This is a genomic window from Advenella faeciporci (genome assembly GCF_014652395.1).
In the GTDB taxonomy this organism is placed as follows: Bacteria; Pseudomonadota; Gammaproteobacteria; order Burkholderiales; family Burkholderiaceae_B; genus Advenella; species Advenella faeciporci.
Genome location: NZ_BMYS01000016.1, coordinates 1 through 26,323, shown reverse-complemented (window position 1 = coordinate 26,323; position 26,323 = coordinate 1). Strand labels below are relative to the sequence as shown.

23 protein-coding genes and 1 rRNA gene are annotated in these 26,323 nt (G+C 48.2%); 7 read left to right on the top strand and 17 right to left on the bottom strand.

The window, feature by feature from the left end; translation table 11 throughout:
• Window positions 1-25: 25 nt before the first annotated feature.
• The 3 genes from rlmB to IE074_RS10855 all read right to left on the bottom strand — a co-directional run bounded on the left by rlmB (window position 26) and on the right by IE074_RS10855 (window position 4,143).
• Window positions 26-766, bottom strand: coding sequence for a 23S rRNA (guanosine(2251)-2'-O)-methyltransferase RlmB (gene rlmB / locus IE074_RS10865; RefSeq protein ID WP_189385489.1), 741 nt, complete (start codon window positions 764-766; stop codon window positions 26-28).
• Window positions 767-787: 21 nt separating this feature from the next.
• A complete protein-coding gene (rnr, locus tag IE074_RS10860) occupies window positions 788-3,247 on the bottom strand; it encodes a ribonuclease R (protein ID WP_189385488.1) in 2,460 nt (819 codons plus the stop codon).
• Window positions 3,248-3,381: 134 nt separating this feature from the next.
• The gene (locus IE074_RS10855) at window positions 3,382-4,143 is read right to left on the bottom strand and encodes a TSUP family transporter (protein ID WP_189385487.1); all 762 of its coding nucleotides are present in this window, start codon (window positions 4,141-4,143) and stop codon (window positions 3,382-3,384) included.
• Window positions 4,144-4,287: 144 nt separating this feature from the next.
• Between IE074_RS10855 and IE074_RS10850 the strand changes: the two genes are divergently transcribed.
• Window positions 4,288-4,668, top strand: coding sequence for a SirB2 family protein (locus IE074_RS10850; RefSeq protein WP_189385486.1), 381 nt, complete (start codon window positions 4,288-4,290; stop codon window positions 4,666-4,668).
• Between the two features lie 168 nt (window positions 4,669-4,836).
• Here the strand turns inward: IE074_RS10850 and IE074_RS10845 are convergent, their stop codons facing one another.
• Window positions 4,837-6,639 carry an ABC transporter ATP-binding protein/permease gene (locus IE074_RS10845; RefSeq protein ID WP_189385485.1) on the bottom strand — a complete coding sequence of 601 codons (1,803 nt, stop codon included), beginning with the start codon at window positions 6,637-6,639 and terminating at the stop codon, window positions 4,837-4,839.
• Between the two features lie 290 nt (window positions 6,640-6,929).
• Between IE074_RS10845 and IE074_RS10840 the strand changes: the two genes are divergently transcribed.
• Window positions 6,930-7,997 (top strand): sulfate/molybdate ABC transporter ATP-binding protein, encoded by a 1,068-nt coding sequence (locus IE074_RS10840; protein WP_189385484.1) that lies wholly within the window; start codon window positions 6,930-6,932, stop codon window positions 7,995-7,997.
• Window positions 7,998-8,214: 217 nt separating this feature from the next.
• On the opposite strand, the gene IE074_RS10835 is transcribed toward IE074_RS10840, so the two are convergent.
• From IE074_RS10835 to IE074_RS10815, 5 genes are all read right to left on the bottom strand, one after another.
• Window positions 8,215-9,519 (bottom strand): sulfate adenylyltransferase subunit 1, encoded by a 1,305-nt coding sequence (locus IE074_RS10835; protein WP_189385483.1) that lies wholly within the window; start codon window positions 9,517-9,519, stop codon window positions 8,215-8,217.
• 22 nt (window positions 9,520-9,541) lie between these two features.
• Window positions 9,542-10,492 carry a sulfate adenylyltransferase subunit CysD gene (cysD, locus tag IE074_RS10830; RefSeq protein ID WP_189385482.1) on the bottom strand — a complete coding sequence of 317 codons (951 nt, stop codon included), beginning with the start codon at window positions 10,490-10,492 and terminating at the stop codon, window positions 9,542-9,544.
• 39 nt (window positions 10,493-10,531) lie between these two features.
• Window positions 10,532-11,323 (bottom strand): phosphoadenylyl-sulfate reductase, encoded by a 792-nt coding sequence (locus tag IE074_RS10825; RefSeq protein WP_189385481.1) that lies wholly within the window; start codon window positions 11,321-11,323, stop codon window positions 10,532-10,534.
• A gap of 203 nt (window positions 11,324-11,526) precedes the next feature.
• Window positions 11,527-13,143, bottom strand: coding sequence for a GMC family oxidoreductase (locus IE074_RS10820; protein ID WP_189385480.1), 1,617 nt, complete (start codon window positions 13,141-13,143; stop codon window positions 11,527-11,529).
• Window positions 13,144-13,257: 114 nt separating this feature from the next.
• Window positions 13,258-14,226 carry a D-2-hydroxyacid dehydrogenase gene (locus IE074_RS10815; protein WP_189385479.1) on the bottom strand — a complete coding sequence of 323 codons (969 nt, stop codon included), beginning with the start codon at window positions 14,224-14,226 and terminating at the stop codon, window positions 13,258-13,260.
• 97 nt (window positions 14,227-14,323) lie between these two features.
• Between IE074_RS10815 and IE074_RS10810 the strand changes: the two genes are divergently transcribed.
• Both IE074_RS10810 and IE074_RS10805 read left to right on the top strand, forming a co-directional pair.
• Entirely contained in the window at window positions 14,324-15,115 is a 792-nt protein-coding gene (locus tag IE074_RS10810; protein ID WP_189385478.1) for a ferritin-like domain-containing protein, read from the top strand.
• Between the two features lie 23 nt (window positions 15,116-15,138).
• Window positions 15,139-16,392, top strand: coding sequence for a D-amino acid dehydrogenase (locus IE074_RS10805; RefSeq protein WP_189385477.1), 1,254 nt, complete (start codon window positions 15,139-15,141; stop codon window positions 16,390-16,392).
• On the opposite strand, the gene cueR is transcribed toward IE074_RS10805, so the two are convergent.
• Window positions 16,373-16,777, bottom strand: coding sequence for a Cu(I)-responsive transcriptional regulator (gene cueR / locus IE074_RS10800; RefSeq protein ID WP_189385476.1), 405 nt, complete (start codon window positions 16,775-16,777; stop codon window positions 16,373-16,375). The genes IE074_RS10805 and cueR overlap by 20 nt on opposite strands.
• An 18-nt stretch (window positions 16,778-16,795) precedes the next feature.
• A complete protein-coding gene (locus tag IE074_RS10795) occupies window positions 16,796-19,069 on the bottom strand; it encodes a heavy metal translocating P-type ATPase (RefSeq protein ID WP_189385475.1) in 2,274 nt (757 codons plus the stop codon).
• Between the two features lie 109 nt (window positions 19,070-19,178).
• On the opposite strand from IE074_RS10795, the gene IE074_RS10790 reads away from it, so the two are divergent.
• Both IE074_RS10790 and IE074_RS10785 read left to right on the top strand, forming a co-directional pair.
• Complete coding sequence (locus IE074_RS10790) at window positions 19,179-19,649, top strand: TM2 domain-containing protein (RefSeq protein WP_189385474.1); 471 nt, start codon at window positions 19,179-19,181, stop codon at window positions 19,647-19,649.
• A gap of 57 nt (window positions 19,650-19,706) precedes the next feature.
• On the top strand, window positions 19,707-20,180 hold the full coding sequence (locus IE074_RS10785; RefSeq protein ID WP_189385473.1) for a T6SS immunity protein Tdi1 domain-containing protein: 474 nt from the start codon (window positions 19,707-19,709) through the stop codon (window positions 20,178-20,180).
• Window positions 20,181-20,238: 58 nt separating this feature from the next.
• On the opposite strand, the gene IE074_RS10780 is transcribed toward IE074_RS10785, so the two are convergent.
• The 5 genes from IE074_RS10780 to IE074_RS10760 form a co-directional block, all read right to left on the bottom strand.
• Window positions 20,239-21,024 (bottom strand): class I SAM-dependent methyltransferase, encoded by a 786-nt coding sequence (locus IE074_RS10780; protein WP_229793995.1) that lies wholly within the window; start codon window positions 21,022-21,024, stop codon window positions 20,239-20,241.
• Window positions 21,025-21,269: 245 nt separating this feature from the next.
• On the bottom strand, window positions 21,270-22,532 hold the full coding sequence (gene phnA / locus IE074_RS10775) for a phosphonoacetate hydrolase (protein ID WP_189385472.1): 1,263 nt from the start codon (window positions 22,530-22,532) through the stop codon (window positions 21,270-21,272).
• A 25-nt stretch (window positions 22,533-22,557) separates the two neighbouring features.
• Window positions 22,558-23,367, bottom strand: a complete 810-nt coding sequence (gene phnE, locus IE074_RS10770) for a phosphonate ABC transporter, permease protein PhnE (RefSeq protein WP_189385471.1) — start codon at window positions 23,365-23,367, stop codon at window positions 22,558-22,560.
• Window positions 23,360-24,133 (bottom strand): phosphonate ABC transporter ATP-binding protein, encoded by a 774-nt coding sequence (locus IE074_RS10765; protein ID WP_189385470.1) that lies wholly within the window; start codon window positions 24,131-24,133, stop codon window positions 23,360-23,362. Before IE074_RS10765 ends, phnE begins: the two co-directional genes overlap by 8 nt.
• A gap of 2 nt (window positions 24,134-24,135) precedes the next feature.
• On the bottom strand, window positions 24,136-25,017 hold the full coding sequence (locus IE074_RS10760) for a phosphate/phosphite/phosphonate ABC transporter substrate-binding protein (RefSeq protein ID WP_189385469.1): 882 nt from the start codon (window positions 25,015-25,017) through the stop codon (window positions 24,136-24,138).
• Window positions 25,018-25,161: 144 nt separating this feature from the next.
• Between IE074_RS10760 and IE074_RS10755 the strand changes: the two genes are divergently transcribed.
• On the top strand, window positions 25,162-25,839 hold the full coding sequence (locus IE074_RS10755) for an FCD domain-containing protein (RefSeq protein ID WP_189385468.1): 678 nt from the start codon (window positions 25,162-25,164) through the stop codon (window positions 25,837-25,839).
• Between the two features lie 165 nt (window positions 25,840-26,004).
• Here IE074_RS10755 and rrf read toward each other — a convergent pair.
• A 5S ribosomal RNA gene (gene rrf / locus IE074_RS10750) occupies window positions 26,005-26,117 on the bottom strand.
• Between the last annotated feature and the right edge of the window lie 206 nt (window positions 26,118-26,323).

Sequence of the window (26,323 nt, the reverse complement as noted above, 5' to 3'; positions counted from 1 at the left end):
TAACTGTTAAAGAATGGATTTTTATTTATTTTACCTGGCGCTGGCGAACAGTTTCGTACAGGCAAACTGCACTCGCCACACTAACATTAAGACTTTCAACCGAGCCTTGCATGGGTATACGCACCAATTCATCACAGGTTTCCCTCGTCAGGCGTCGCATCCCCTCGCCTTCCGCGCCCATGACCCAGGCAATGGAACGGGTGGCATCAACGTCATGAAAGGTAGCGCTAGCCTGGTCATCGGTGCCAATCAGCCAGACATCCCGCTCTTTGAGCTGGCGCATGGTTCGGGCCAGATTGGTAACCATGATGTAAGGAACAGTGTCTGCGGCACCGCATGCCACGCGCTGAACCGTGGCATTGATGCCTACCGCCTTGTCTTTGGGTGCAATGACAGCATGAACCCCGGCAGCATCTGCCGTACGCAGGCATGCCCCCAGGTTATGGGGGTCGGTCACGCTATCAAGAATCAACAAATGGGCAGGCCCCTCGATCACATCAAGAACGTCATCGATATTGACTGCCAGCTGTTTAGGGTCGGCCAGGGCAACCACACCTTGATGGCGAACACCTTTAGCGAGGCCATCAAGACGGCTCATAGGAACCGGATGAATACGGATTTTATTTTTTTCCGCCTGCTCAACCAGGCTTTGCATGCGCTTGTCCTTGCGTGATGCTTCGATATAAATTTCCCGGATTGAGTCGGGTGCGTGGCGCATGCGAGCGACTACTGCATGAAAACCGGCCAGAATTTGACTGCTTGACATATAAATTGATTACCTTTGTATTTACCTTCGCTTACGCGTTGATTTTTTGTTCTTTTGCACGCCGGCGGGTTGAGTTGACTTTTTCAACTCTGCCCGTCTTTGATGCGCGGTTTGCCCCCTCAGGGCTTCAGGCTTGGGCTTGGCCGGGCGCTTTATCTGCCGCGGTGCGGATTCGCCACGCTGGGCATCTTTACGCAATGATTCAAAGGTAGTGCCCTTGACCAGCGAAAACTCAATTCGCCGGGCCTCAAGGTCTACCCGTGTCACCTGCACCTGGACCGGATCCGTCAAGCGGTAACGTATACCCGTGCGCTCTCCACGCAATTCGTGCAAACCTTCATTGTATTGGAAATAGTCGGTACCCAATTCCGAAACATGCACCAGACCCTCAACAAACAAAGTGTCAAGTGTCACAAATAACCCAAAAGGTGCAACGCCGCTTACCCGTCCACTGAAAACCTCACCCACATGTTCACGAACATACCAGCACTTAAGCCAGGCCTCCACATCGCGTGACGCATCATCGGCGCGGCGTTCGTAGCCGGACAGCACCATACCCAGGCTATCCCATACCGCATGTTCATGCTCTTTATGGGTTTCGCCCTGCACTTTGGGCACAGCCGCCAACTCGGGCGTATAGTGCCTGTGGGCAAGAATGGATTTGATGACCCGATGCGTAAGCAGGTCAGGATAACGGCGAATGGGTGAGGTAAAATGCGTGTATTGCTCATATGCCAGACCAAAATGCCCCACGTTGTCGGGACTGTACATGGCCTGCTGCATGGATCTTAGGCACATGGTCTGAAGAATCTGGAAGTCGGGACGTGAGCGCCCGGCATCAAGCAACGCGGCATAGTCCTTACCGGAAGGATCATCTCCACCGCCCAGCGACAACCCCACGGTACGCAAAAACTCACGCAGGGCCTCCAGTTTTTCAGGGGTTGGACCTTCATGAATGCGGTACAGTCCCTGCCGTTTGTTTCTTAACACGAAATCGGCCGCACACGTGTTGGCTGCCAACATGCACTCTTCAATTAACTTATGCGCATTATTCCTGATAAATGGAACAATTTGCTCTATCTTGCCCATCTCATTGCATTGAATGCGGGTTTCAATGGTGTCGAAATCCATCGCACCGCGCTGTTCCCGTTTTTTTTCAAGCGCTTCATATAAAGCATATAAATCTTTAACATGTGGCAGCAAATCACCCAATTCGGTAGCGGCCGGCCCCGTTGGCTGCTGCAAGGCATTCCAGATTTGCGTATAAGTGGTACGTGCATGCGAGTTGATAACCGCATTGTAAAACTGGTATGCCGTCACCGTTCCCGCCTTGGCACCCGTCATGGGAATGACCATATCGCACACCAGAACCAGGCGATCGACTTCAGGATTCAGGGAGCACAGGCCATTGGAGAGTTTTTCGGGCAGCATGGGTATGACGCGGCGCGGAAAATAAACACTGGTTCCGCGCTCGATCGCATCCCGGTCAATGGCATCGCCGGGTTTAACATAATGGGAAACATCGGCAATGGCCACTAAAAGTCGCCATGCCATTTTACGGCGTTTTTCAGTGCCTATATCTACAATCTCGGCATACACGGCATCGTCAAAGTCACGGGCATCTTCACCATCAATGGTGATAAATGCCACATCACGCAAATCTATACGACCCTTAAGGTCCGAAGGCTGCACTTCATCGGGAAGGCTTTCTGACTGTATCCGGGTCGCATCGGAAAACGCAACCGGGACATCAAATTTGCGCACCGCAATTTCAATTTCCATGCCCGGGTCATCTATTTCACCCAGCACCTCAATGATTTTTCCCAAAGGCTGGGTATGACGGGTTGGCTGTTGAATAATTTCAACGGTAACCACTTGCCCGTGCCGGGCTCCACCCAGGTCGGCATTCTGTACAATAATGTCATGTTTGATACGCTGGTCTTCAGGCACCACGACATAAAGGCCCTGTTCATGCAGCAAACGTCCAACCAATCGTGTTGTACCGCGCTCCAAAACCTCTACAATAGTGCCTTCAAGCTTGCCTTTATATTCGCCTGTGGGTTTTACCTGAACCCGGTCGCCATGCAATACCTTAAGCATTTCACGCGGTGACAGGAACAAATCCTGCGAACCGTCTTCGGGAATCAGGAAACCAAATCCATCACGATGTCCCTGGACTTTGCCTATGACAAAATTTTTCTGTTGGGACAGTTGCCAACCGCCCGGAATTTGCTCAAGCTGGCCATCTCTTTGCATGGCTCCCAAGCGTCTTTCAAGACCCACTATGCTGGCGTCCCGGGACAGCCTGAATACACTAATCAGGGCATTTACAGTCAGGGGAGGTTTTGAATCCCGGAACACCTGAAGAATATTTTCACGGCTTGGAACATCGGGATCAAAGTCTGGCGTGCTGTCCGTAAGGGAACTGTTTGCCTGAACAGGCCTGTTTGCCGGATTTTTAGTGGTGGTTCGATTTGCCAATACAGTACTTCCTGGTTGTTTCAATTTATGATGCAATAAATGCTTATAAGACCATACTATCCTATTACGGCTTTATGATACTTATATGACAGGTCTGTTATTTAAAAAACCGTTCGGTAACAAGCTGCCGTTTTCTAGAATTTTTCAAGCAGATAACGGGTAACCATGACAAAACAGACCAGCACAATAAGTGGACGAATAAATTTGCTGCCATGACTGATGACCATTAAAGAACCTGCATAAGCACCAATTATTTGCCCAGCAATCATGATACCACCGATCAGCCACAAGACTTTGCCACCCAGTACAAAAAGCGCCACCGAAGCGACATTGCTGGCAAAGTTAAACACCTTGGCATTGGCGGTTGCCTTGATAATTTGCTGCCCCCGCAACGCCACATTGGCCAGGGAAAAAAAAGAACCGGTTCCGGGACCAAAAATGCCATCATAAAACGCAATTGTTGGTACAACGGTGCAATTGAAAGCCCTGGCACTCATGCGTGGCACCCGCTCCACCTTGCCGGCAGAAGGCGTAAATAAAAAATACAGTCCAATCATTACCAGCACAACCGGAATCACAATATCCAGCACCGAAACATCAATCAGCTGAATGATAAAAGTACCCAATGCCGCCCCTGCAAAAGCCAATAGCGCCGGTTTCCAAATATCCTCGAAGCGCACGATTCTTTTTCTGAGCATGGTCAGGGAAGAAGTCAGGGTACCAAAACTGCCCTGCAGCTTGTTGGTGGCCAAGGCATTGATGGGCGGCACCTGTGCCAGCAATAACACCGGAATAGTAATCAGGCCACCCCCACCAGCGATAGTATCGACAAAACCGGCAAGCATGGCAACAAAGAAAAGAATAACTAATATATCAGGGCCAACAACGAGATCCATGCAGCATCCGGAAAAAAGACTCGAATATCAGAAAAACGCCTATAAATACACATTAAACCGACAAACCGTAGGGTGAAAAATCAAAAACAATTATCATAAGTTAAAATGCCAAGCTTCCAGTATTTGACTTTTCAAAAAGAGATTATGGCTGATTATTATCTACCCATCAAGCACCTGCACATGACCTGTGCCTACCTGAGCATCACTTTTTTCCTGATTCGGGCATTTTGGTCGATTACGGGTTCACGCATGCTGCAAATAGGTTTTGTCAAGGTCGCCCCGCATGTGATTGATTCCATCCTGCTGATCTGCGGTTTTATCCTGGCAGCCATGATCGGCCCCAACCAACCTTTTATTCTTGCCAAAATAGTGGCCCTGATTGCCTATATTGGTGTAGGCACGATTGCCATCAAGCGCGGAAAAACGCCTGTACAAAAATTAATGGCCACCGTTATTGCCAGCCTGATTTTCCTGTATATCATTGGTGCCGCCATTAACAAAAGCGCCCTGTCCTGGTTCGTTTAAACGAAAGATCTGGCACAATAACAACAAAACCGCCTTTATCGCATTTGGATATCATCCGGTTTGCGGCGAAGACGGTTTTTTTAAACGGTTGATTTTTCAGCTGTTTTCCAAAGCCGGCAAAAGAACGCTAAAACAGGCGGCCCAACCCGGAAAACAGCGCCTTGGGCCTTAAGCCGTTGCCTCAGCCTGCAAAGGCTTGAAATCCCAAATACCCTCTCCACGCAAATACAGCAAATGCGTATGATGCGCATACAGGGTGCTGCGATGACCCACACTAATCAGGCGCAATTCGGGCAGTCTTTCGGCAATCAGCCTGTACATGGCATCTTCAAGACCTTCGTCCATCGCTGAAGTGGCTTCGTCTATGAACGCGGCAACCGGTTTTGCCAGCAGCAAACGGCCAAACGCAATTCTTTGCTGCTCGCCCAAAGAAAGGATATTGGTCCAGCTCACCACTTCATCCATACGACTGACAAGGTGCCCCAGATTCACATCCTGCAATACCTTACGGGCATGTTCATGGCCATCCTCTGGTACTTCATTGGGATAATACAGCACATCCAGCAGGGAACCTTCGGGCAAATAAGGTTTTTGCGACAAAAACAATACCTTATTATCAGGCCGCACCACCTGCCCTTTCGAATAAGGCCATAAACCGGCAATCGTTCGCAGGATGGTGGTTTTACCCGACCCAGAAGGACCTTGCAGCAGCAGGGAATGGCCGGGTTCTACCGCAAAAGACAAATCCTTTACCAGGCATTTCCCCGCCGGCGTGGTAATGCTGACATTACGCAACGCAACCATATCCTGCTCTGACTTGACTTCAGGGACCGGTAATTTATCAGCGGCACGAGAATTTTGCACAAAACCGCTTAAGCGATCCAGAACCGCCCGATAACCGGCAAACGTATCATAGGCATCACGGAAAAATGAGAGATTGTCATGCAAAGTACCAAAGGCTTGCGCCGTTTGGATCATGGCACCCAGCGTGATTTGCTGGGAAAAAAACCTTTTTGCCTGAATAATGAAAGGGAAAATAACCGCGGTTTGCGAAACCAGCAAGTTGAACCCCTGGAGTTTGACTGAACGAAAAACAATTGCCCACACATTACCAATAACCCGGGCAAAGCGGTTGCGCAGTTTCTGCCCTTCAATCGCTTCACCCTTATAAAAGGCAATACTTTCGGCATATTCACGCACACGCACCAGTGAATAACGGTAATCCGCATTAAAACGCTCATCAAGAAAGCTCAGGCGAATAAGCGGACGCCCGATCTTGAATGCAAAGACCGTTGCAATCAGGATATAAATAAACAGGGCAAAAACCATCCCTTTTGACAAGGTGAATCCAAAAACGGTCAAATCGCCAGACAGCCCCCAAAGAATAATGGTAAAGGCAACGGCCGAAACCAGGGAACTGACCAGGCCCAGAAGCAGGGACAGGGACGTTGTCACAAAGCTGGACACGTCCTGCTGGATACGCTGATCGGGGTTATCGGCCGGTGTTTCAAGATAGTGGGAGCGATAATAGCTGCTTTTTTCCAGCCATTGCGAGAGCAGGGATTCATTCAGGGATTCACGCCACTTGATGGTAAAGCTCTGCTGTAAATAATAAGACACCAGAACACGGGAAATATGAATCGCCGCCAGAATGGCAAACACCCCCATCTGGATCCAGAACCCGTCTTCATTAAGCTCTTGCAAAGCCGTGTACATCGTGTTGTACCAGTTTGAAAACAGCACACTGACCCGGACCCCGAACAAGCTTAGAAACAGGATCACACTAAATGTCAGCAGGGGACGCAGACTGTTTCTGGGATTGAAGTAATCACCGGCCAAGAGCCAGAACTGCCCCGCCCATTTGGTTGTTTTAACCAGAATAAAACCAACCAGCCCCAGCATGACTGATGAAATTACCAAAGCCTGCAAGATCCAAAGCGCGCTGTCTTGTAATTCTTGGCCCCAATTCATTGATACTCCTTATGATTTTTTCTCATGGGCAAATAGAGTTTGCCATCGGCAATAAAGTTCACCACTTTACCTGATGTCCGTATTAAATGGTAAAAAATTACAGACATTGCGCCACAAGCTATGTGACTTATGCCATAGCTTGAAAATCATTTATAACCATAAGTTATATAAATATCAATTTTTCTTCGTTCCGGTTTTACATAAGCAATTCTACACTCTAAGGTGGCGTGCGAACCAAATTCGCATTCGCCATGCCTTCTTGGCAAGTCGATAAATAAACAGGAATTATCGTGAGTATTGAAGTTCAGAACATCTCAAAGAAATTTGCCGGGTTTACAGCCCTTGATAATATCAATCTGGAAATTCACAGCGGTGAGTTGCTTGCCCTGCTGGGACCTTCAGGCTGCGGTAAAACCACCCTGCTGCGCATTATTGCCGGTCTTGAAAAAGCCGACTCCGGAAAAATTATTTTTGATGGACAAGACAGCACAGACACCCACGTTTCAAAACGCCAGATTGGCTTTGTTTTCCAGCATTATGCCCTGTTCCGGCACATGACCGTGTTTGACAACATCGCCTTTGGCCTGAATGTAAAACCACGCAAAGACCGTCCTTCCCAAGAAGTCATCCGGGAAAAAGTCATGGCTTTACTGAAAATGGTGCAACTGGACTGGCTGGCCAATGCCTACCCGTCACAATTATCTGGTGGCCAGCGCCAGCGGATTGCCCTGGCGCGTTCTTTGGCAGTTGAGCCCCAGGTATTATTGCTTGATGAACCTTTCGGCGCCCTTGATGCCAAGGTACGCAAAGACCTGCGTCGCTGGTTGCGTGACCTGCATGATGAGATCAATTTAACCAGCATTTTCGTCACTCACGACCAGGAAGAGGCCCTTGAGGTATCCGACCGGGTGGTAGTGATGAATCACGGTCATATCGAACAAGTCGGCAGCCCCGATGAGATTTATGACACACCGGCCAGCCCATTCGTGACCCAGTTCCTGGGTGATGTGAACCTGTTCCATGGCCGAATCCAGGACAAACACTTCACCAGCGGTGACTTCCGCCATGAGATCAGCCAGCACAGCGCACATTTTAGCGGTGCTGAAGCCATTGCCTACATCCGCCCGCATGATATTGAAATCAGCCTTGATGCCACCAATGCCCTGGGCCATGGCCAAATAGAACATATCCATTCCATTGGGCCAATTGTCCGGGTTGAGATTGCCCGCGACAGCCAGGACGAGAATATTGAAGTAGTGCTCACCAAAGAACGCTTCCGCACACTGGGCCTGATGCCAGGAGATAATGTGTACGTGAAAGCCAGGAAAGTGGCTGTTTTTGACCCGGCCAGTGTTTGAATTCACATGAAGCAGGGCGTTCCCACGCGGGAGCATGGGAACGAGTAAAAATGCTTAACTTAATGGCAGTGACGCTAGAGCGTGGGAACCAGTCAACGAGGATGGGAACCAGCCTGGAAACATCTATGACACCAATTCGTTCCCATGCTCCTGCGTGGGGTTGCCTATCACACCGACTCGTCCCCATGCTCCTGCGTGGGGACGCCCGGCCAATTAATTAATTAATAATACCCGCTGCCACCGTATTATTACTGCTCTCATCAATCAAAATAAACGAACCCGTGATCTGGTTTTGCGCGTAGGCATCCACCAACAGCGGTTTTTGCAGGGACAACCCAACCTTGCCAATATCATTCAGGGCCAGCTGGTCTTTATCTGCCGCCCCCAACAGGGTTTGTACATCCAGTACATGATGGATCTGGCTGACACGAACCGGCACAGTCGCTGAAGTATGTTTCAACAGATATTTTCTTTTCAAGTTCAAGGGGAACTCATCAAACCAGCAAATATCAGCAAACAGCGTCTTGCTTGACTCTACCTTGGCCTGTGCATCCACCAGCATGTCACCACGGGAAATATCAATATCCACATCAAGACGAATGGTAACCATACCCTCTTTCAGCACTTGCTGGACACTCCCATCAGGAGTGATGATTTCTGTCACAGTGGCAGTCTGGTTGGCGGGCAAGACCCTGATCTGCTGGCCAACGTACACACTGCCTTGGGCGACTTTACCCATATAGCCCCTGAAGTCATCGGCCAGTGAGCCATCCTGGCGAATCACCAGCTGCACCGGCAGGCGTAATGCCTCAGGCGCATTCAGCTTGTCATCTTCCCCGTTATCCAGCGACTCCAGAATAGATAACAATGGCTTGCCATCATACCAAGGGGTTTGCTCACTCTTGAAAACGATATTGTCACCTCCCAGAGCCGATACGGGAATGAAGTGAATCTGGCTTGTATCAAGACCAAGCTGCCGGGCCAGTGCCAGGTAAGCGGTTTTAACCTGATTGAAGCGGGCTTCATCAAACCCCACCAGATCCATTTTATTGACCGCCACCAATACATGACGGATACCCAGCAGTTTAATCAGGGCGGTATGGCGTTTGGTTTGCGCCAGCAACTCAAACTCGCCATTTTCTTTAATGGCACGCACAATATCAACCAGCACAATCGCGGCATCGGCGGTAGAAGCCCCTGTCACCATATTGCGGGTGTACTGCTCATGCCCAGGGGTATCCGCAATAATGAACTTGCGGTTTGCCGTTGAAAAATAACGGTAGGCCACATCAATCGTAATGCCCTGCTCGCGCTCGGCCTCAAGGCCGTCAGTCAGCAGGGAAAAGTCAATCTGTTCACCACTGGTTCTTTTATGCCGCGCTTTCTGGATCGCCTGCAACTGGTCTGTCAACACCGATTTGCTGTCATATAACAAACGGCCAATCAGCGTGCTTTTGCCATCATCCACCGAGCCTGCGGTAATGAAACGCAGCAAACCCCGGGTATGTATTTTTTCTGTCATGTTTCTCTCTATCCAATTCTTATCAGAAGTAACCTTCTTTTTTGCGTTTTTCCATAGATGCTTCGCTGGTCTGGTCATCCATCCGGGTTGCTCCGCGTTCGGTAATTTCCGTAATTGCCGTTTCTTCAATAATGGCTTGCGGTGAAGCCGCTGTACTTAATACCGGGCAGGTGCAACTGATATCACCCACGGTACGGAAGCGTACCGTCAGCACTTCGCTTTGCTCGTCTTCTTTTTTAGGGGTTAATGGCGTTACCGGAACCAGCAAATTATTACGGCGCACCACTTCACGTTCATGTGCATAGTAAATGGAAGGCAGGCTTAAGTTTTCCTGTTCAATGTATTGCCAGATATCCAACTCGGTCCAGTTTGAAATCGGGAAAACACGGATTTGTTCACCGGGGTGAATACGGGCGTTATACAAATCCCACAGTTCAGGACGCTGGTTTTTAGGGTCCCACTGACCAAATTCATCACGGAAAGAAAAAATACGTTCTTTGGCCCGGGCTTTTTCTTCATCACGGCGGGCACCACCCATTAAAGCATCAAAGCCGTTTTCCTCCGCGGTTTCCAACAAGGTCACGGCCTGTGCGGCATTGCGCGAATCATTTTCACGGTACAAGCGTACCGTTCCCTTTCGAATAGAATCTTCCACATGGCCCACCACCAGGTTCAGATCATATTTTTTAACCAGTTCATCCCGGAAGGCGATCACTTCCGGGTAATTATGGCCAGTATCAATATGGACCAATGGAAATGGCAGATTCAGTTTGCGATCGCCCAGACGGAATGCCTTCATAGCCAAATGCAGCAAGACAACCGAATCCTTGCCGCCGGAAAACAGCAGTGCTGGTGAACGGCACTCTGCCACCACTTCACGAATAATATAAATAGATTCGGTTTCCAGCCGCTTCAGGTGTTCGGTACGCAATTGTGCTTTTTCAAGGTGCACGGTTTCAGTTATGCTATTCATTACAAATCCTGGTTTTCTAGAGATTTCTGTTGTTATTGCTTACGCTGTAGGGGCCGGGCTGACATGCAGGCCACATTCCTTGCTGTCCTGTGATTCCCACCACCAACGCCCTGCACGGGGGTCTTCACCGGCACGTACGGCTTTGGTACATGGCTCACAGCCAATACTGGGGTAACCCTGGTCGTGCAACACATTAACGGGTAAATCGTATAAGTCGACATAGGCCCAGATTTCCGCCTCGGACCAGTCAAACAAGGGGTTATATTTAAGAATATTTCTGGCCGTATCCTGTTCCTGCAACGCAAGCTCTGTGCGGGTAACCGATTGTTCCCGACGCTGGCCGGTAATCCAGGCGTCCGCCTGTGACAGCGCCTGGTCAAGGGGAACAATTTTTCTTATCTGGCAACATTTTTTACGGGCTTCAAGACTATCGTAAAACCCGTTAAGACCATAGGTATTAACGTATTTGGCAACTTGACCGGCCTCTGGCCGATAGAGTTTGATCTCATAGCCATAACGCTGTTTTACCTGTTCAAGCAGTGCCAGGGTTTCCTGATGCAAGCGTCCGGTTTCCAGCGTAAAAATATCAATGTTCTGATTCCCGGTGTTTTTCAACTCGGTCAAAATAATATCTGCCAGCACTTGGTCTTCTGCAGACAAGCTGGAAGCCAGCCTGACACGGGAATGGCTGACTGCAATAAGACGAAGCCGCTCTGCCAGCACCGCCCTTTTATCCTGCAGTAAAGTGGCACCGACACTACCTTTGGTAGGTGACCATAACAAGGGCCGCTCAAACCCACCTGAAAAATCACTGGCTGTTAGTAAAGACATGATTAACCTAAATTCAAAAACCAAACCTGTTTCATATTGAAATTTATATTCTGGTTCGGTATAACAAATCAGGTTTTTATAATATAGAGTTACCGGGCCAACGCAAACTAACTAATATTTCTTTGCATATTCAACCAGGCTATATCCGTGCTGCCCTCATTACGCTTGAAGTGATCATGCCAAAACTGCATAAATGAATAAATTTAACGTGATGCCAGGATCATTCTGGCCCCTTTTTCAGCAATCATCATCACAGGCGCATTGGTATTGCCCGAGGTGATTTGCGGCATGATCGAGGCGTCTATCACCCTCAGTCCACTAACACCCCTGACTCTCAGTTCCGGGTCAACCACGGCTTTATCATCGGTTCCCATCCGGCACGTACCAACCGGATGAAAAATAGTGGTGCCTATTTCACCTGCAGCCCTAACCAGGTCTTCTTCGGTTTGGTAAATAGTGCCTGGCTTATATTCAATGGGGTTATATTTTGCCAAAGCGTTCTGACCCACAATTTTTCGGGTCAGTTTCAGGCTAAGTGCGGCAATCCGGATATCCTCATCGGTACTTAAATAGTTACACATAATCTCGGGCTTTTCATGCCAGGCAGGCGAAACAATATTGACTTCGCCCCGGCTGGTTGGCCTTAAATTGCAGACTGAAGCGGTAAAGGCAGAAAACGCATGCAAAGGCTCGCCAAATTTCTCCAGCGACAGGGGCTGTACGTGGTATTCAAGATTGGCGCTGCCCTGTTCCCCAGAGGAGCGGGCAAAGACCCCCAACTGGGAAGGCGCCATAGTTAAGGGGCCTTTGCGAAACAAGGCATATTGCAGGCCCATCCAGGCTTTTTGCAAGGGTGATTGCATCATTTTATTTAGTGTCTTTACCCCGGAGACTTTATAAATCATGCGCAACTGCAAATGATCCTGAAGATTTTTGCCAACCCCCGGTGCATGATGCACAACCGGAATCTGCAGTTTATTCAGGTAAGAAGCAGGGCCAATACCCGAGCGCTGCAATATTTGCACCGAGCCAATCGCACCGGCAGACAAAACCAGCTCTGCCGCAACATTGGCCTGATACAGTTTGCCATTAATATAATACTGAATACCCCGTGCCCGTTTACCTTCAAATACGATACGATCGCTGGTGGCATGCATAAGAATGGTCAGGTTTTTGCGGGACTTTACCGGATGCAGAAAAGCCTTTGCCGAACTGAAACGCAAACCCTTTTTTTGGGTTACCTCAAAATAAGCACTTCCTTCATTGTCCCCGCAATTGAAATCATCTATAGATGGAATACCTGCCTGTGCCGCTGCGGATCTGAAGGCATCCAGGATATCCCATCGAAGGCGCTGGTTCTCCACCCGCAATTCACCATTGGCACCATGCCATTCACTATTGCCCAAATGGTGATTCTCGAAATCCCTGAATAAAGGCAACACGTCTTCCCATGCCCAGCCCTTATTACCCAGGCTGGCCCAGCAGTCATAATCCTGCTTTTGTCCCCGCATGTAAATCATGCCATTAATGGCAGAACTGCCTCCTATAACCTTACCCCTTGGGTAGGCAATACTGCGATCATGAAGCCCGGCATCAGCCCTAGTGTTAAAACACCAGTCAGCGCGCGGATTGCCTATACAGTACAAATACCCCACCGGGATATGCAGCCAATGCCAGGAGTCAGGCCCGCCCGCTTCTATCAATAAAACCCTGTTATTGGGATCTGCTGACAAACGGTTGGCAAGCAGGCATCCCGCCGAACCGGCTCCTACAATAATGTAATCAAACTCTCCAAATAAAACCGGTTTCTGATTTTGCATATCCGCCTCTGAGATACTGTTTTTTTTACTTCAAAGGAAGCAAAACCAGCATAGAGGTTTACAATTCTTGACACAAGAAGGACAAACACCTATCCATCGTCTCAGGCTCAATGATTACGAGAACACCTGATTGCGGATTTCCCCACGTACAAAGGCATTAATGTTATTAATCAACTGGTCAGCCAATGTCTGGATGGCCTCCTCACTGGCCCATGCCACATGTGGTGTCAAAATAAAATTGGGATAATCCATCAATGCCATAAACGGATGTGAATCGGGCATGGGTTCAGTGGTAACCACATCAAATGCCGCACCACCAATCTTTTTGCCCTTAATGGCCCGCACCAGTGCTTCCTCATCAACCAGCCCGCCTCGTGCGGTATTAATCAGCAAGGCAGATGGTTTCATTCTGTCGAACTCAGGATCTGAAATCATATTCCGGGTTTCTGGCGTCAGTGGCAGATGCAGGCTCAGAATATCTGAAGTTTCAACTACTTCATCAAAGGGACGATAGTTTCCATCACGTGGCGCCTGTCCTTTTCGTGAAGCAAAAACGGTTTTCATGCCCAAGCCCCTGGCCAGGTTGGCCAGTGATGAACCCAACGCACCCGAACCAAAAATACCCAGGGTACTATTGGCCAAGTCCTTGATAGGATAATCAAAATAACAAAACTGACCGCTTTGCTGCCAACGCCCTGCCTTGACAGAGGCATGGTAGGGAATGAGGCTTCTGCGCAAGGCAAAAATAAGGGCCAATGCATGTTCCGGCACGCTATTGACCGCATAATTTCGAATATTGCTGACCACACAACCCCTGATTTCACAGGCTTTGACATCAACCACATTTGTGCCGGTTGCAGAGATCGCAACTAATTTCAGCAACGACGCACGAGACAGGCTGTCATTGTCAATCCGGACTTTGTTGGTGATCACAATGTCAGCATTTTCAATACGCTCGGCCACCAGATTTGGCGGTGTATTGTCATGCATATCAACCGTGCACTCAAAGGTAAAGGGTTTTAACTGAATGAAGGCCGGAATGGTGGCTCGATCCAGAAATACAATATGGGGAACATGACTCATGAGAATAATCCACAACACTAAAACCATTCACTATATCATCAGCCTTATTTGGCTAAAATAGGGTCAATACCAACTATTTCAAAGAATCATTGCTTTTATGTCCATCCCCCTTTCCCTTCGTGAAAGTGCCTTTAAGGCACTTATCGTTTCGGATCCCGATGAAAAAATTGCCGCTGTCCGGCAAATTGCTTTCGACGCCCCCATCCACACACAGGAAATAAGCCCGTCCAGCCAGACAATTCCGGGCCGACCCTTGCGCCCGGAACTGGTACCCCCACAGAAAGTCACCTACCGCTCGGTCAATAGTGAGGCGGGAAAAGCGGCACTTATTCATTCTATTGCCCACATAGAATTCAATGCCATTAACCTTGCCCTGGATATTATCTGGCGTTTTGCCCACTTGCCTGAAGAATTTTACCGTGACTGGCTTCGCGTTGCCAAGGAAGAGGCCTATCATTTCTCGCTGGTTCGTGAGCATTTACGCAATTTGGGTTATGAATACGGTAGTTTCACGGCCCATAACGGCTTATGGGAAATATGCGAAAAAACCGCTAACGATCTGCTGGCCCGGCTTGCACTGGTTCCCAGAACCCTGGAAGCGCGTGGCCTCGATGTTTCTCCGGTCATACAAAACAAGCTGGCCAGTGTCAATGACCATGAAGGTGTCAAAATCCTGGAAATCATTTTGCACGATGAAGTGGGGCATGTAGAATTGGGCAACAAATGGTATTTATACTTATGTCAGCAAACCGGTAAAGACCCCATTGCCACGTATGCCAACATGGTACACACTTACCGTGTGGCTAAACCCAAAGGGCCCCTTAACATAAAGGCCAGAAAACAGGCGGGTTTTACCGATGAAGAACTGGCCTGGCTTGGTTCGGATTAATCGTTTCACACACAGGAATAACCATGGAAATACTTATTTTAGGTGCAGGTGTAATCGGTCTGACAACAGCATACTACCTTACTGAACAAGGCCATAAAGTAAGTATTCTAGATAAAAATCCAGATGTGGGCCTTGAAACCAGCTATGCCAATGGGGCACAGCTTTCTTACAGCTATGTTGCCCCGCTGGCAGGCCCGGGGGTCATTGGAAAAGTCCCCGGATGGCTGCTTGACTCCGATTCTCCCTTGCGTTTCCGGCCCAGCCTGGACCCGGCCGATATCTGCTGGAACCTGCGCTTCATGAAAGCCTGCAATGCTGTTCAAAGCGACAAAACCACCCGTGAGCTACTGCAACTTTCCTTTCTTAGCCGTGATCTCTTGCACACCTTGATGGACACTGAAAAACTGGACATTGATTTTCAGGCATCCGGCAAAATGGTGCTGCATCGCAGTACGGAATCCTTCAACAGCGCTGTCCAGCTGCTTGATTTCCAGCGCCAGCTTGGCTGCGAGCAATTTGCCCTGGATACCGATGAATGCATCGCCAAAGAACCTTCGCTTGCCCCCCTGAAAAACCAGATCACTGGTGGTATTTATACCCCCAGTGAAGAAGCCGCCGATTGCTTTAAATTTTGCCAAAACCTGAAAACGGTTTTATTAAACCGGGGCGTTGAATTTCTTTTCGAGCAGGAAGTTGGACTTTTACAAAATAATGGGTTATCACGAGTCAGTGTCATGCTGAAAAACCGGGAAACGCTTTCGGCCGATCATATCGTGGTGGCTTTAGGCTGCGAAAGCACAGCCTTGCTCAAACCCCTTCAAATTAATGTGCCTGTACGCCCGCTTAAAGGATACAGCCTTACCCTGCCCATCCAGAACGATAGCCAGGCCCCCCATATCAGCATTACCGATTTTGAACGTAAAGTGGTTTATGCCCGTATTGGCAAACGCCTGCGTATTGCCGGCATGGCCGACCTGGTAGGCATGAATAAAAGCATTGACCCCAGTCGTATTAAAACACTTATCAAGGAAGCCAAAGCTGTTTTTCCTGAGGCCGGCAATTACGCCCAGGCAGAACAATGGGCCGGACTGCGTCCGGCCACGCCAAAGGGCAAGCCCATTATTGACGGTACCCAATATAAAAACCTGTGGCTGAATATAGGCCAGGGCGCACTGGGTTTTACCCTGGCCACCGGCTCGGGCAAATTGCTGGCAGACAAAATCAACGGAAAAAACCCCTCTATACCAGGGGAGATGTTCAACCTGAACAATGCGTAGTCTGGCCAAGGTCTTCCAATATCGGACAATCGGGACGCTGGTCACCCGAGCAATGCCGGTTCAGGTGTTGCAAGGTATCCACCATGGCCTGCAACTGCTGGATCTTGTTCTGCAGCGCTTCTATATGCTGTTGGGTTATTTGCTTAACATCGGCACTGGCACGCCCCTTGTCATTCCACAAGGCCAGCAACTCCTGGATTTGTGGCACAGAAAACCCCAGATCCCGTGAACGGCGAATAAAATGCAAGGCATGCAAATCTTTTTCAGCGTATTGCCGATAGCCCGAATCACTGCGATGAACCGGATGAATCAAACCAATGTCTTCGTAATAACGAATCATTTTTGCCGATATGCCTGTTTGTTTTGCTGCTTCACCAATATTCATGGAAGTTTTCCTGCATGGTTATTTCACTGAAAACCGGCGTAATCTTAACGCATTGGTCACGACAAATACACTGGACAAAGCCATGGCGGCTGCGGCAAAAACGGGCGACAGCCCCAAACCATAGGCCGGATACAGCACACCTACGGCAATGGGAATGAGCGCCACATTATAGGCAAATGCCCAGAACAAATTCTGGTAAATATTCCTGAACGTCGCCTTGGACAAGGAAACGGCATGCGCCACATTCTGGATTTTTTTACCCATCAGCACCACATCGGCCGATTCAATGGCAATGTCAGTACCCGTGCCAATAGCCACACCCACGTCGGCATTGGCCAGAGCCGGCGCATCATTAATGCCATCGCCAACAAAAACCAATGTACCCATTTCCTGCCTGATCTGATTCACATATTTCACCTTGTCATCAGGCAATGCCTGGGCATACACCTTGTCAATCTTCAATTGACTTGCAATGGCTTGTGCTGTCTGCTCATTATCACCTGTTAGCATTACGGTTTTAATATTCATCCCATGCAATTGCGCTATCGCGCTTTCCGCATCTTCCTTAACGGTATCTGCAATCACAAAAAGGCCGGCGGGACGGGAATTGACCGCCACATAGATGGGGGTCTTGCCTGCATGGGCAAACTCCAGACCTTTTTGAGTCAAAGCACTTATATCCGCGCCCTGACTGAGCAAGAATTTTTCCGAGCCAATCAGATAGCGGTCATTACCTATGCTGGCTTGAATACCAGCCCCCATAATATTGTGAAAATCGTCCACCTGTGGCAAGCCAAGGCCCTGTTCTTGTGCTGCCTTAACAATCGCCAAAGCAATGGGATGCTCTGAACGCTGTTCAATGGCTGCCACACTGGCCAGCAGTGACGACTGCTCAAAGCCATCCGCCACATGTAAATCGGTCAGTTCAGGACGACCATGGGTTAACGTGCCGGTTTTATCAAAAACCACCACTTTGGTATCTTTTAATATCTGCAAGGCACTGGCCCTGCGAAACAGGATATTCAGCTGCGCAGCCCTGCCCGTTGCCACCATAATCGAAACCGGCACGGCCAGACCCATGGCGCATGGGCAAGCTATAATCAATACGGCAACCGTAGCGGTTAAGGCATGCGGCAACAAGGGTTCGGGGCCCCAAACCATCCAGGCCATAAACGTTAACACGGCAACGACCAGCACCGCCGGCACAAAGCGGCTGGTCACCACATCCAGAATATTTTGAATCGGCAATTTGTCGGCCTGGGCCTGCTGCACCATTTTTATGATATTGGCCAAGACGGTATTCTCACCCACCTGCTCGACCTTGACCGTCAGGCTGCCATTGGTGCTGACCGTACTGCCCACCACTTTATCGCCCGTTGTCTTGCTAACCGGCAAAGGCTCGCCGGTCATCATGGATTCATTAATATGCGCCTGGCCGCTAATCACGACCCCATCGGCCGGAACAGTTTCACCCGGTCTGACCAGTACCGTATCGTTCACTTTCAATTCATCCAGCGGAATATCGCGCACCTGACCGTTTTCCATCAGGTGCGCTGTTTTGGCCTGCAGCCCAATCAGACGGGCAATCGCCTGTCCGGTTTGTCCCTTGCTACGGGCTTCCAGGTAACGTCCCAGCAATATCAGTGTGCTTACCACCGCAGCCGCCTCAAAGTACACAAAACGGGAGTTTTCAGGGATAAGCGCGGGCATTGCCGTTACAATCGCCGAGTAAACGTAAGCACTGCCTGCACCAATAGCCACCAGGGCATTCATGTCCGGAGATTTTTGCATGAAGCTTTTTACCCCAAGCGTAAAAAAACGTCTGCCCGGGAAGGCCAGCACAATCGTGGTCAGGATCCATTGAATGATCCAGCTGGTTTGAATGGGCAAGAATGCATGCAACCAGTGATGAAAACCGGGAATAAGATGCCCGCCCATTTCCAGAATAAAGACTGGAATCGTAAAAATGGCAGCAATCATCAAATCCCGTTTCAAGTCTGCGATTTCACGGTTACGATGTTCTATTTGTTCCTGGGTCTGCTTGTCTGCCCGTTCAATAAGCGCTGCTTCGTAACCTGCCTTGCCAATAGCGGCAATAATCTGTTCGGCTTTCACGGCACGATTGCTTAATTCAACGTGTGCGGTTTCTGAGGCCAGGTTAACGTTAACCTTCTCAACACCCTCGATTTTGGCAATAGATCTTTCAACACGCCTTACGCAAGAGGCGCAAGTCATGCCATGAACCGCGAATTCGTAATGAAGAGAAACATCTAAGGACTTTGAATTTGCCATGATAATCACAAAAATAAAGGATAATCCATATTAACTGATTTATTATCAACCCTCACACTATGGTAAGGTCAAGCTCTTTTGCGCCCGACCCCATACGGAGAAAATATTAATGCTGCAAAAACTTTTGCTACCGGTGATTGTATTTATCATCGTGCTAATTGGCCTGACCTTTGGGGAAGGCGTGTTTACTGCCCTGGCGCAATGGTTAAGCCAAATTACCGGCATCGTTATTTATAATTTCCAGGATCTTTACTGGACAATATCGCTTTATGTTTCAAGGCATCCAGTGAAAATTGTGGTTGCCATTGTCATTACTGCCATTGTTTGCATCTGGATTTACAAAAACAAAGGTGAAGAAATGAACAACCAGGCCAATTCACGCAAAATAGGCATTTTTCTGGCTATTTTCCTTGGCTGGTTGGGTGCACACCGTTTCTACGCAGGTCATATAGGTATGGGTTTGTTATATCTGCTTCTTAGCTTTATTTGGTTGCCACTATCCGTGTTTCTGGGCCTCATTGATGCGGTCAGGTATATTTTCATGAATGATGAAGAATTCAAGGCCAATATTAAGGCATAATCTTATCTATCCTTCATCACCCATTTACAGCCGGGCACAAGCCCGGTTTTTCATGCCATGCAATTAAATATCAAAGACCTGGTTATTGACACTTCCGCCATTGACAGCAAAAAACTGCTAAAAGCCTGGGAATGGCTCATTCCTTTTGAAACGGAAATTATCATGATTACCCAAACCGGTGACGCATTCCTGATGGAAAAAGATAACGGCTCCATCCTTTTCCTGGATACCCTGGATGGCGAACTTGAAGTACTGGCCGACTCCCTTGAATCGTTCCAGCAGTTACTTGAGGATGAAGCATTCGTGATTGATTATTTTTCCTGCGAACTGATTGCGCCATTACTGCATCATCAATTGCCACCGAACACCGTTTACGGCCTCAAAACCCCACCGGTACTGGGCGGTGAATACCACAGCGCCAATCTGGAAATATTTGATGTTGAACATCATTTTTCAGACATGGGCATGCTGTGGGAGGAAATTGGCAACATCAAGATAGATGAAGACAGCGACGAGAACCGTAACGAATAACCGTATTCAGAGGGTGCTTTAAATCCAATCCCTGCCAGGCAAAGCCTGGCAAAACAATTTACAGTAACGAAGGGCTAATATCCCGCTGATAGCGCAGAAATCTTCCAGAGTAGGATTCAGGCGCTTCATTAATGTCAAAGGCGTAGGGCCGATGGATTTTTTTATCTTCCGCCAGCTCAAAGCCATATACTGACATTTCTTTTGTAAAGCGGTTTCTGTAACCCCGGTTTGGGTCCATTACCCAAACTTCCGAGCAGGCTTGCGCATGTTCATGAATATACTGTGCCACCTGCCCCGGACTGCTAGGCTCATAAAGCAAGTCACTGCCCATGATCAGATCATAACGACCGGATAATACGGGTGCGCCGGTGTCTGCCAAAGAAACTGCCCTATTAGTACCCCACTGGCCATAACGGTAGTTTATTGGCGGCAAATCATTGTTTTTAAGATTTTTGTATAAGAAATGCTTTGCCAGTGGGTGACGGTCACTTGCGGTCACATTTCCACCCAAACGATGCGCTGTCATACTTGCCAAACCCAAACCGCAACCTATTTCCAAAATACGCTGCTCAGGATTAATGGGTTCCTTAGTCACTTTAATGGCCAGCTGCAACCCAGAAGGCCACAACATGCCAAACAAGGGCCAGGCGGCTGAGCAAATTCCCAAACGTTGCGCAGCACCGCTGGGATCATAATATTGCTGTTTGTCCAATAAAGTAAAGATTTCCAAGGGTTCTTGCCCTGGAATATGAATAGTACGTAATTTGGTTTTATATGGTATGGATGTAAGCATAGCCCCCTGCAATTCAATAGACACATCGGTCACTATAGCCCATATTTTCATAAATAATTCTTATTATTGAAAAAAATGTAAGATAGCTGGTATTTAGGGGGTTTTTATATAATTTAATTAAAAATAAATGAAAATTAACATATTTTTCGTAAAACCGCTTTTTTCTTATTGTTCATCACCAGAATCTGCAAGAAACAGCAAGACAAATAAATACCGGCCTGCTTTACGCTAAAGTAAAGCAGGCCGACACAAGATGATATCAATCGCCAGAATATATCGGGTTTATCGCTAATGACTTATTGCGTGCCATTAATGGCAAAGTCAAAAACCTGATAACTTTTAAGATCTTCCCCTGCAACACGAGCCTTGTAGGCAGCATTCAAGGGCCGGTTCAAAATCATCGGCACCCTTGCCTCGGTAAGGCCACCATGGGTACGCAAGCGATGTCCCTGCAAACCTGTCAAATCATGCAGACTGGACGAACTGCCTATACATACATCTTTTCTGGACACGACCACCACATCTGCTTCACGGTCTTCAGGCAAATCAAACATACGGCACGCCGTTTTCTTGTCCAAGGCCAAATCAACCCCGTCAATCACACTAATATGGCTGATAATATCCTGGGCACTTACATTGCCTTTACTCCAGACACGTACAAAACCACCCAAAGCACCATGGTGGGCCACAAAAGCATCGGTAATTGGGCATACGACCGTTACCTCGCCTGTTCCAAATTTGGCATCCAGAATATCCTGCAACCAGATGACATTAGGCTCTCCCAGATCATTGCTTTTGTCACTCATGCCATGATCTGCGGTAAGTGCCAGCACAATATCCTGCTCGGCCAAGCGTCCAAAGGCATTGTCCAATTGACGGTAAAACTGCAAAGCCTCGGCTTCATCTGGCGCCCATTTATGCTGAACAAAATCAGTCAAGGATAAATACATTAAATTCGGGCGGCGTTCTTTCAGCAGTTTAATGCCCGCCTCCAGCACGAAGAGAGACAATTCCATCGAATACATATCAGGCTTGGGCATGCCAACGTAATCAAGCACGTTTTCAATACCATTTTCCTCAATCGTGCAACGATCAACAAACTCGGTGGAAAACGACACATGCCCCTGGCTGACGTCAAGCCCCTTTCCTAATTGACGCCGCAATTTATCCTTGGCGGTAATAGAAACCACTTTAGCGCCAGCATCTGCAAAGCGTGCCAAAATCGTCTCACCGCGCAGCAGTTCAGGCCCCGTCATGACAACCGGCTCCCATGTCTTGGTGTCCAGGTAATAATTACCGGAAATGCCGTGTTTTGAAGTCGGCGTACCGGTAATTATTGACATATTGTTCGGGCAGGTAAACGAAGGCATGGATCCATCTGCCACCATTGCAAAGCCATCCTGGATGAAACGCTGGATATTGGGAAGTTCGTTTTCAGCAACAAACTGCTGCAGATATTCAGGATCACCCCCATCAATACACACAACCACTACCGGTTTTTCAGGCCAGCGATAGTCAATTCCATTGACGTTAACCATTTTGTTTTTTACATTTTCCATTTTAGTTTTACATTCAAAGTTAAGATTATTTTCTTTTTTGCATTAAAGACATACGGGCCCGTGACGACAGCATTTCCACTACCACCACAAGCGCGAATATCATTAAAACAATAGTGGCTGCCTGGTCATACCGGAACATTTCCATTGAAGTCGCCAGTTCCGCCCCAATCCCACCTGCGCCCACCAAACCCAATACCACGGACGAGCGAACCGCCTTTTCCAAGGCAAATAAACTGGTATTGATTAAGCTTGGCATCGCCATTGGCAGGACAGCACACACAATGACCGAAGTATTCGAAGCCCCTAAAGCCGACAATGCCTCGGGTGAACCTTCATCAACCTCTTCGATGGTTTCAGCAAAGAAACGGGCACAAAAACCAATCGTATCCATAATCAACGTCAGCGTACCGGCAAAAGGCCCCAAACCAACCGAGGCCACAAAGAACAAGGCCCAGGCCAAATCAGGAACTGTCCGGATAAAACTGACCATGCTGCGGACAGCAGAACGTACCAACGGATGAGGCGTATGATTTTTTGAAGCCAGCACGGCCAGTGGCAAACTAATCAAAATACCAATCACGGTTCCTACCAGCGCCATTTGAAATGTCACCAGCACCGATTTCATCATGGGTTCCACCCTGTCCGTAGAGGGTGGAATCATTTCAGAGGTGATTTGCAACATATTTGGCAGTCCCGTTACCAGCTCCGGGACAGAAATACCCGAAGCGGCGACAGACCAGGCAAAAAACACGATGAACAGCATGAACAACAGGATCGAACCAATACCGGGTGGCGCAAAGCGGGCCGGCAGTAAATGCTTGCTGGTATTATTCATACATGCCTCTGAGCTGTTCAAGACTTTGACTCTTGCTGCTGGCGTCAAGTGTCAGACGCAGGTTTTGCAAACCCAGGACGCGATCGGAATATTTAAGCGCATGATCCAGGTGATGCGTCACAAATACCAATGTCAGTTTTTCATGTTGAGACAAATCGGAAAAAACCTGCATAACCTCTTCACCGGCCTGGGGATCCAGGCTGGCAACCGGTTCATCGGCAAAAATCATGCCAGGCTTTTGCATGAGTGCCCGCGCAATGGCAACCCGCTGTGACTGTCCGCCAGACAACTCATCAACCCGACGATTGCATAAGTGTCCCAGGTTGACCCGTTCCAGGCAATACATGGCGTAATCACGCTCTTCTTTTGCCGCAATCGCGTGGAACCACATTCGTGGCGTAGACAGGCGAGCCATACCACCATGCAATACATTGGTAAGGACAGAAAGCCGATTGACGAGGTTATGCTTCTGGAAAACAAAGCCCACCCTTGCCCTGATTTTTGACAATTCGGCACGTCGAAGCCCTGTCACTTTTTTATTGTCCAGGAAAATCTCGCCCGAATCAGGTTCAACCAGCCGGACACAGCTTCTTAACAAGGTACTTTTACCCGCACCGTTAGCACCGATAATGGCAACGCGCTGACCGTAAGGAATATCAAAAGAAACATCAGACCATACGGGAATTTCACCACCCTGAAAGCGTTTGGACAGTCCCTTTACCCGTACTGCCATACTGGCAGAAGGATCGCTCAATTGCGCTGACATCATTACTCACCAATAAAGTCAGAATATTCGGGATACCCGGCGGTACGATACATGGCACGAACCGGATCATAATCCTTGTCAGTAATCTGGGTCAAAAATCGCATGCCGTTATAGCGTTTTACGTGATCTGCCCCTTGTGCGATACTGGCAATTAATGCATCTGAATTCTCACCAATGGCTGTACGCATCTTTTCAACGACTTCAGCAGGTACATGCTCACCGGCCATCAATAAATCATTGGGTAAATCCCCTCCGCGCGCCAGGACACGATAGGCATTTTTCTGATTGTCAGGCTCTTTTTCCAAAAAACTTTCCAGGTCGGAACGGCCCATTCCTATCGCATCCAGATCGCCTTTTTTCAGGCCTTCCCATGCCAAACGCAAATTGGTATGGGTTACTTTAAAATCTTTTAATGGATCAATAGCAGCATTCGCAAACAACTGGACAGGCCCCAGGTGACGAGAAGTTGAACCCACAGAACCCATGCCAACCTGCTTACCTTTTAGATCATTCAAGGTAAAGTACGGGCTGTCGGCTTTTACAACTATTTGTGAATAATAATTGGGACGGTATAAACCGGTTACCACTGAAGCTTTGGCCCGTTTTTCCATTACCACATATTCCGCTGGCCCTGCCAGGACAAAATCCACCTTTTTAAATCGAAGGGCCTCAAGTCCTGCCGTACGGTTGGTGACCGGCAAGAATTCTATGCTCATGCCTGTTACCTTTTCCAATTCATTTTTAAAAGGTCCAAATTCACGCTGCAGTTCTTCAAGTCCGACCAGATCAGTGATTGCCAATTTAATTGACTCTGCCTGTACAGAGAAAGAAGCGCCCATTGCAGAAAAAGCAAGCAGACCGTTTTTAAGAAATTTACTGAACATCGTTCATTACCTTTATGATTAGTTGAAGAAGCATATATTCTATATTTTGTATATTGCATATTGTTGACAATATGCAATAAGTTGAAGATAGTGCTAGAATTCAGCTTATTCAATCAAGTCGATAATTCTACGCAACAATAATTTATGAGCTCACCAGACGCAATTACACTACTCCGTACCCGCTCCTTGACAACTCTGGTTCATGAAGAACTGGAACGTCAAATTTTACAAGGTCAAATACAGCCAGGAGATGCCTTGCGCGAAGCAAGCATCGCGACTAACATGGGCATTTCCCGCGGACCTGTGCGCGAAGCATTCAGGACCCTGGAAGAACGGGGTTTAGTGCTTTTTGAGAAAAACTGCGGGGTATCTGTCCGCAAGCTGGACAGCGAACAAGCCGCACAAATTTACCAGGTACGTATTCCTTTGGAAGGATTGATTGGTCAATTGGTAACACTGAATTTAAAACCTGAAGGACGTATTCAGATTGAGCGGTTAATAGAAATGATGCATATTGCTGTTGATGAAAAAGATATTGGTACCTACGCTACACTGAATCAGCAATTTCATGACTTGTTGGCCAAATATACCAATAACTTGCCCTTGTATGACACATACCGCAAATTGGTTGTTCAACTCAGGTTATTCAGAAGCCATACTTTCCGGCATAGCCCGGAAACCATCAAGCTTTCCTTACAGGAACATATTGCAATCTTTAACGCCATAAGCACTGGCGATGAAAATGGTGCCAGTGAGTTACTACGAAAGCATGCCGAAGATAGTCTGCAACGTCTTACTGCCACTATTAATAAGCAACCATAATACCTGAAACAAACCCATGTTTAGTATGGCCGCTTATGCGGCCATTGTCTTGTTCCCATGCACCTGCGTGGGGACGCCTGGTCTGGCGCCGCAAAGTCATCCACGCATTGATTGGGCAATAAAAAACCCCTTCAGGAATTCTGAAGGGGTTTTTTGTAATAAAGAGCCTGACGATGACCTACTTTCACGGATGTCCATCCACTATCATCGGCGCGAAGGCGTTTCACTGTCCTGTTCGGGAAGGGAAGGAGTGGGTCCACCTTGCTATGGTCGTCAAGCGTAAGCTGGTATGGCTTACTGCTGTGCATGCAGTTAGCAATTTGGAAGAAGCACAGTGTGGGTAATTGTGTGGGGTAATTGCGATGAGTTTGTGGTGTTGGGATTGACGTGGCCATGATGTTGTCATGGGACACGATTTGATTTTTGAACGACACTTGAAACGCTATTGTCAGCAGTCTGTATAACCTGCAGAGTTATAGGATCA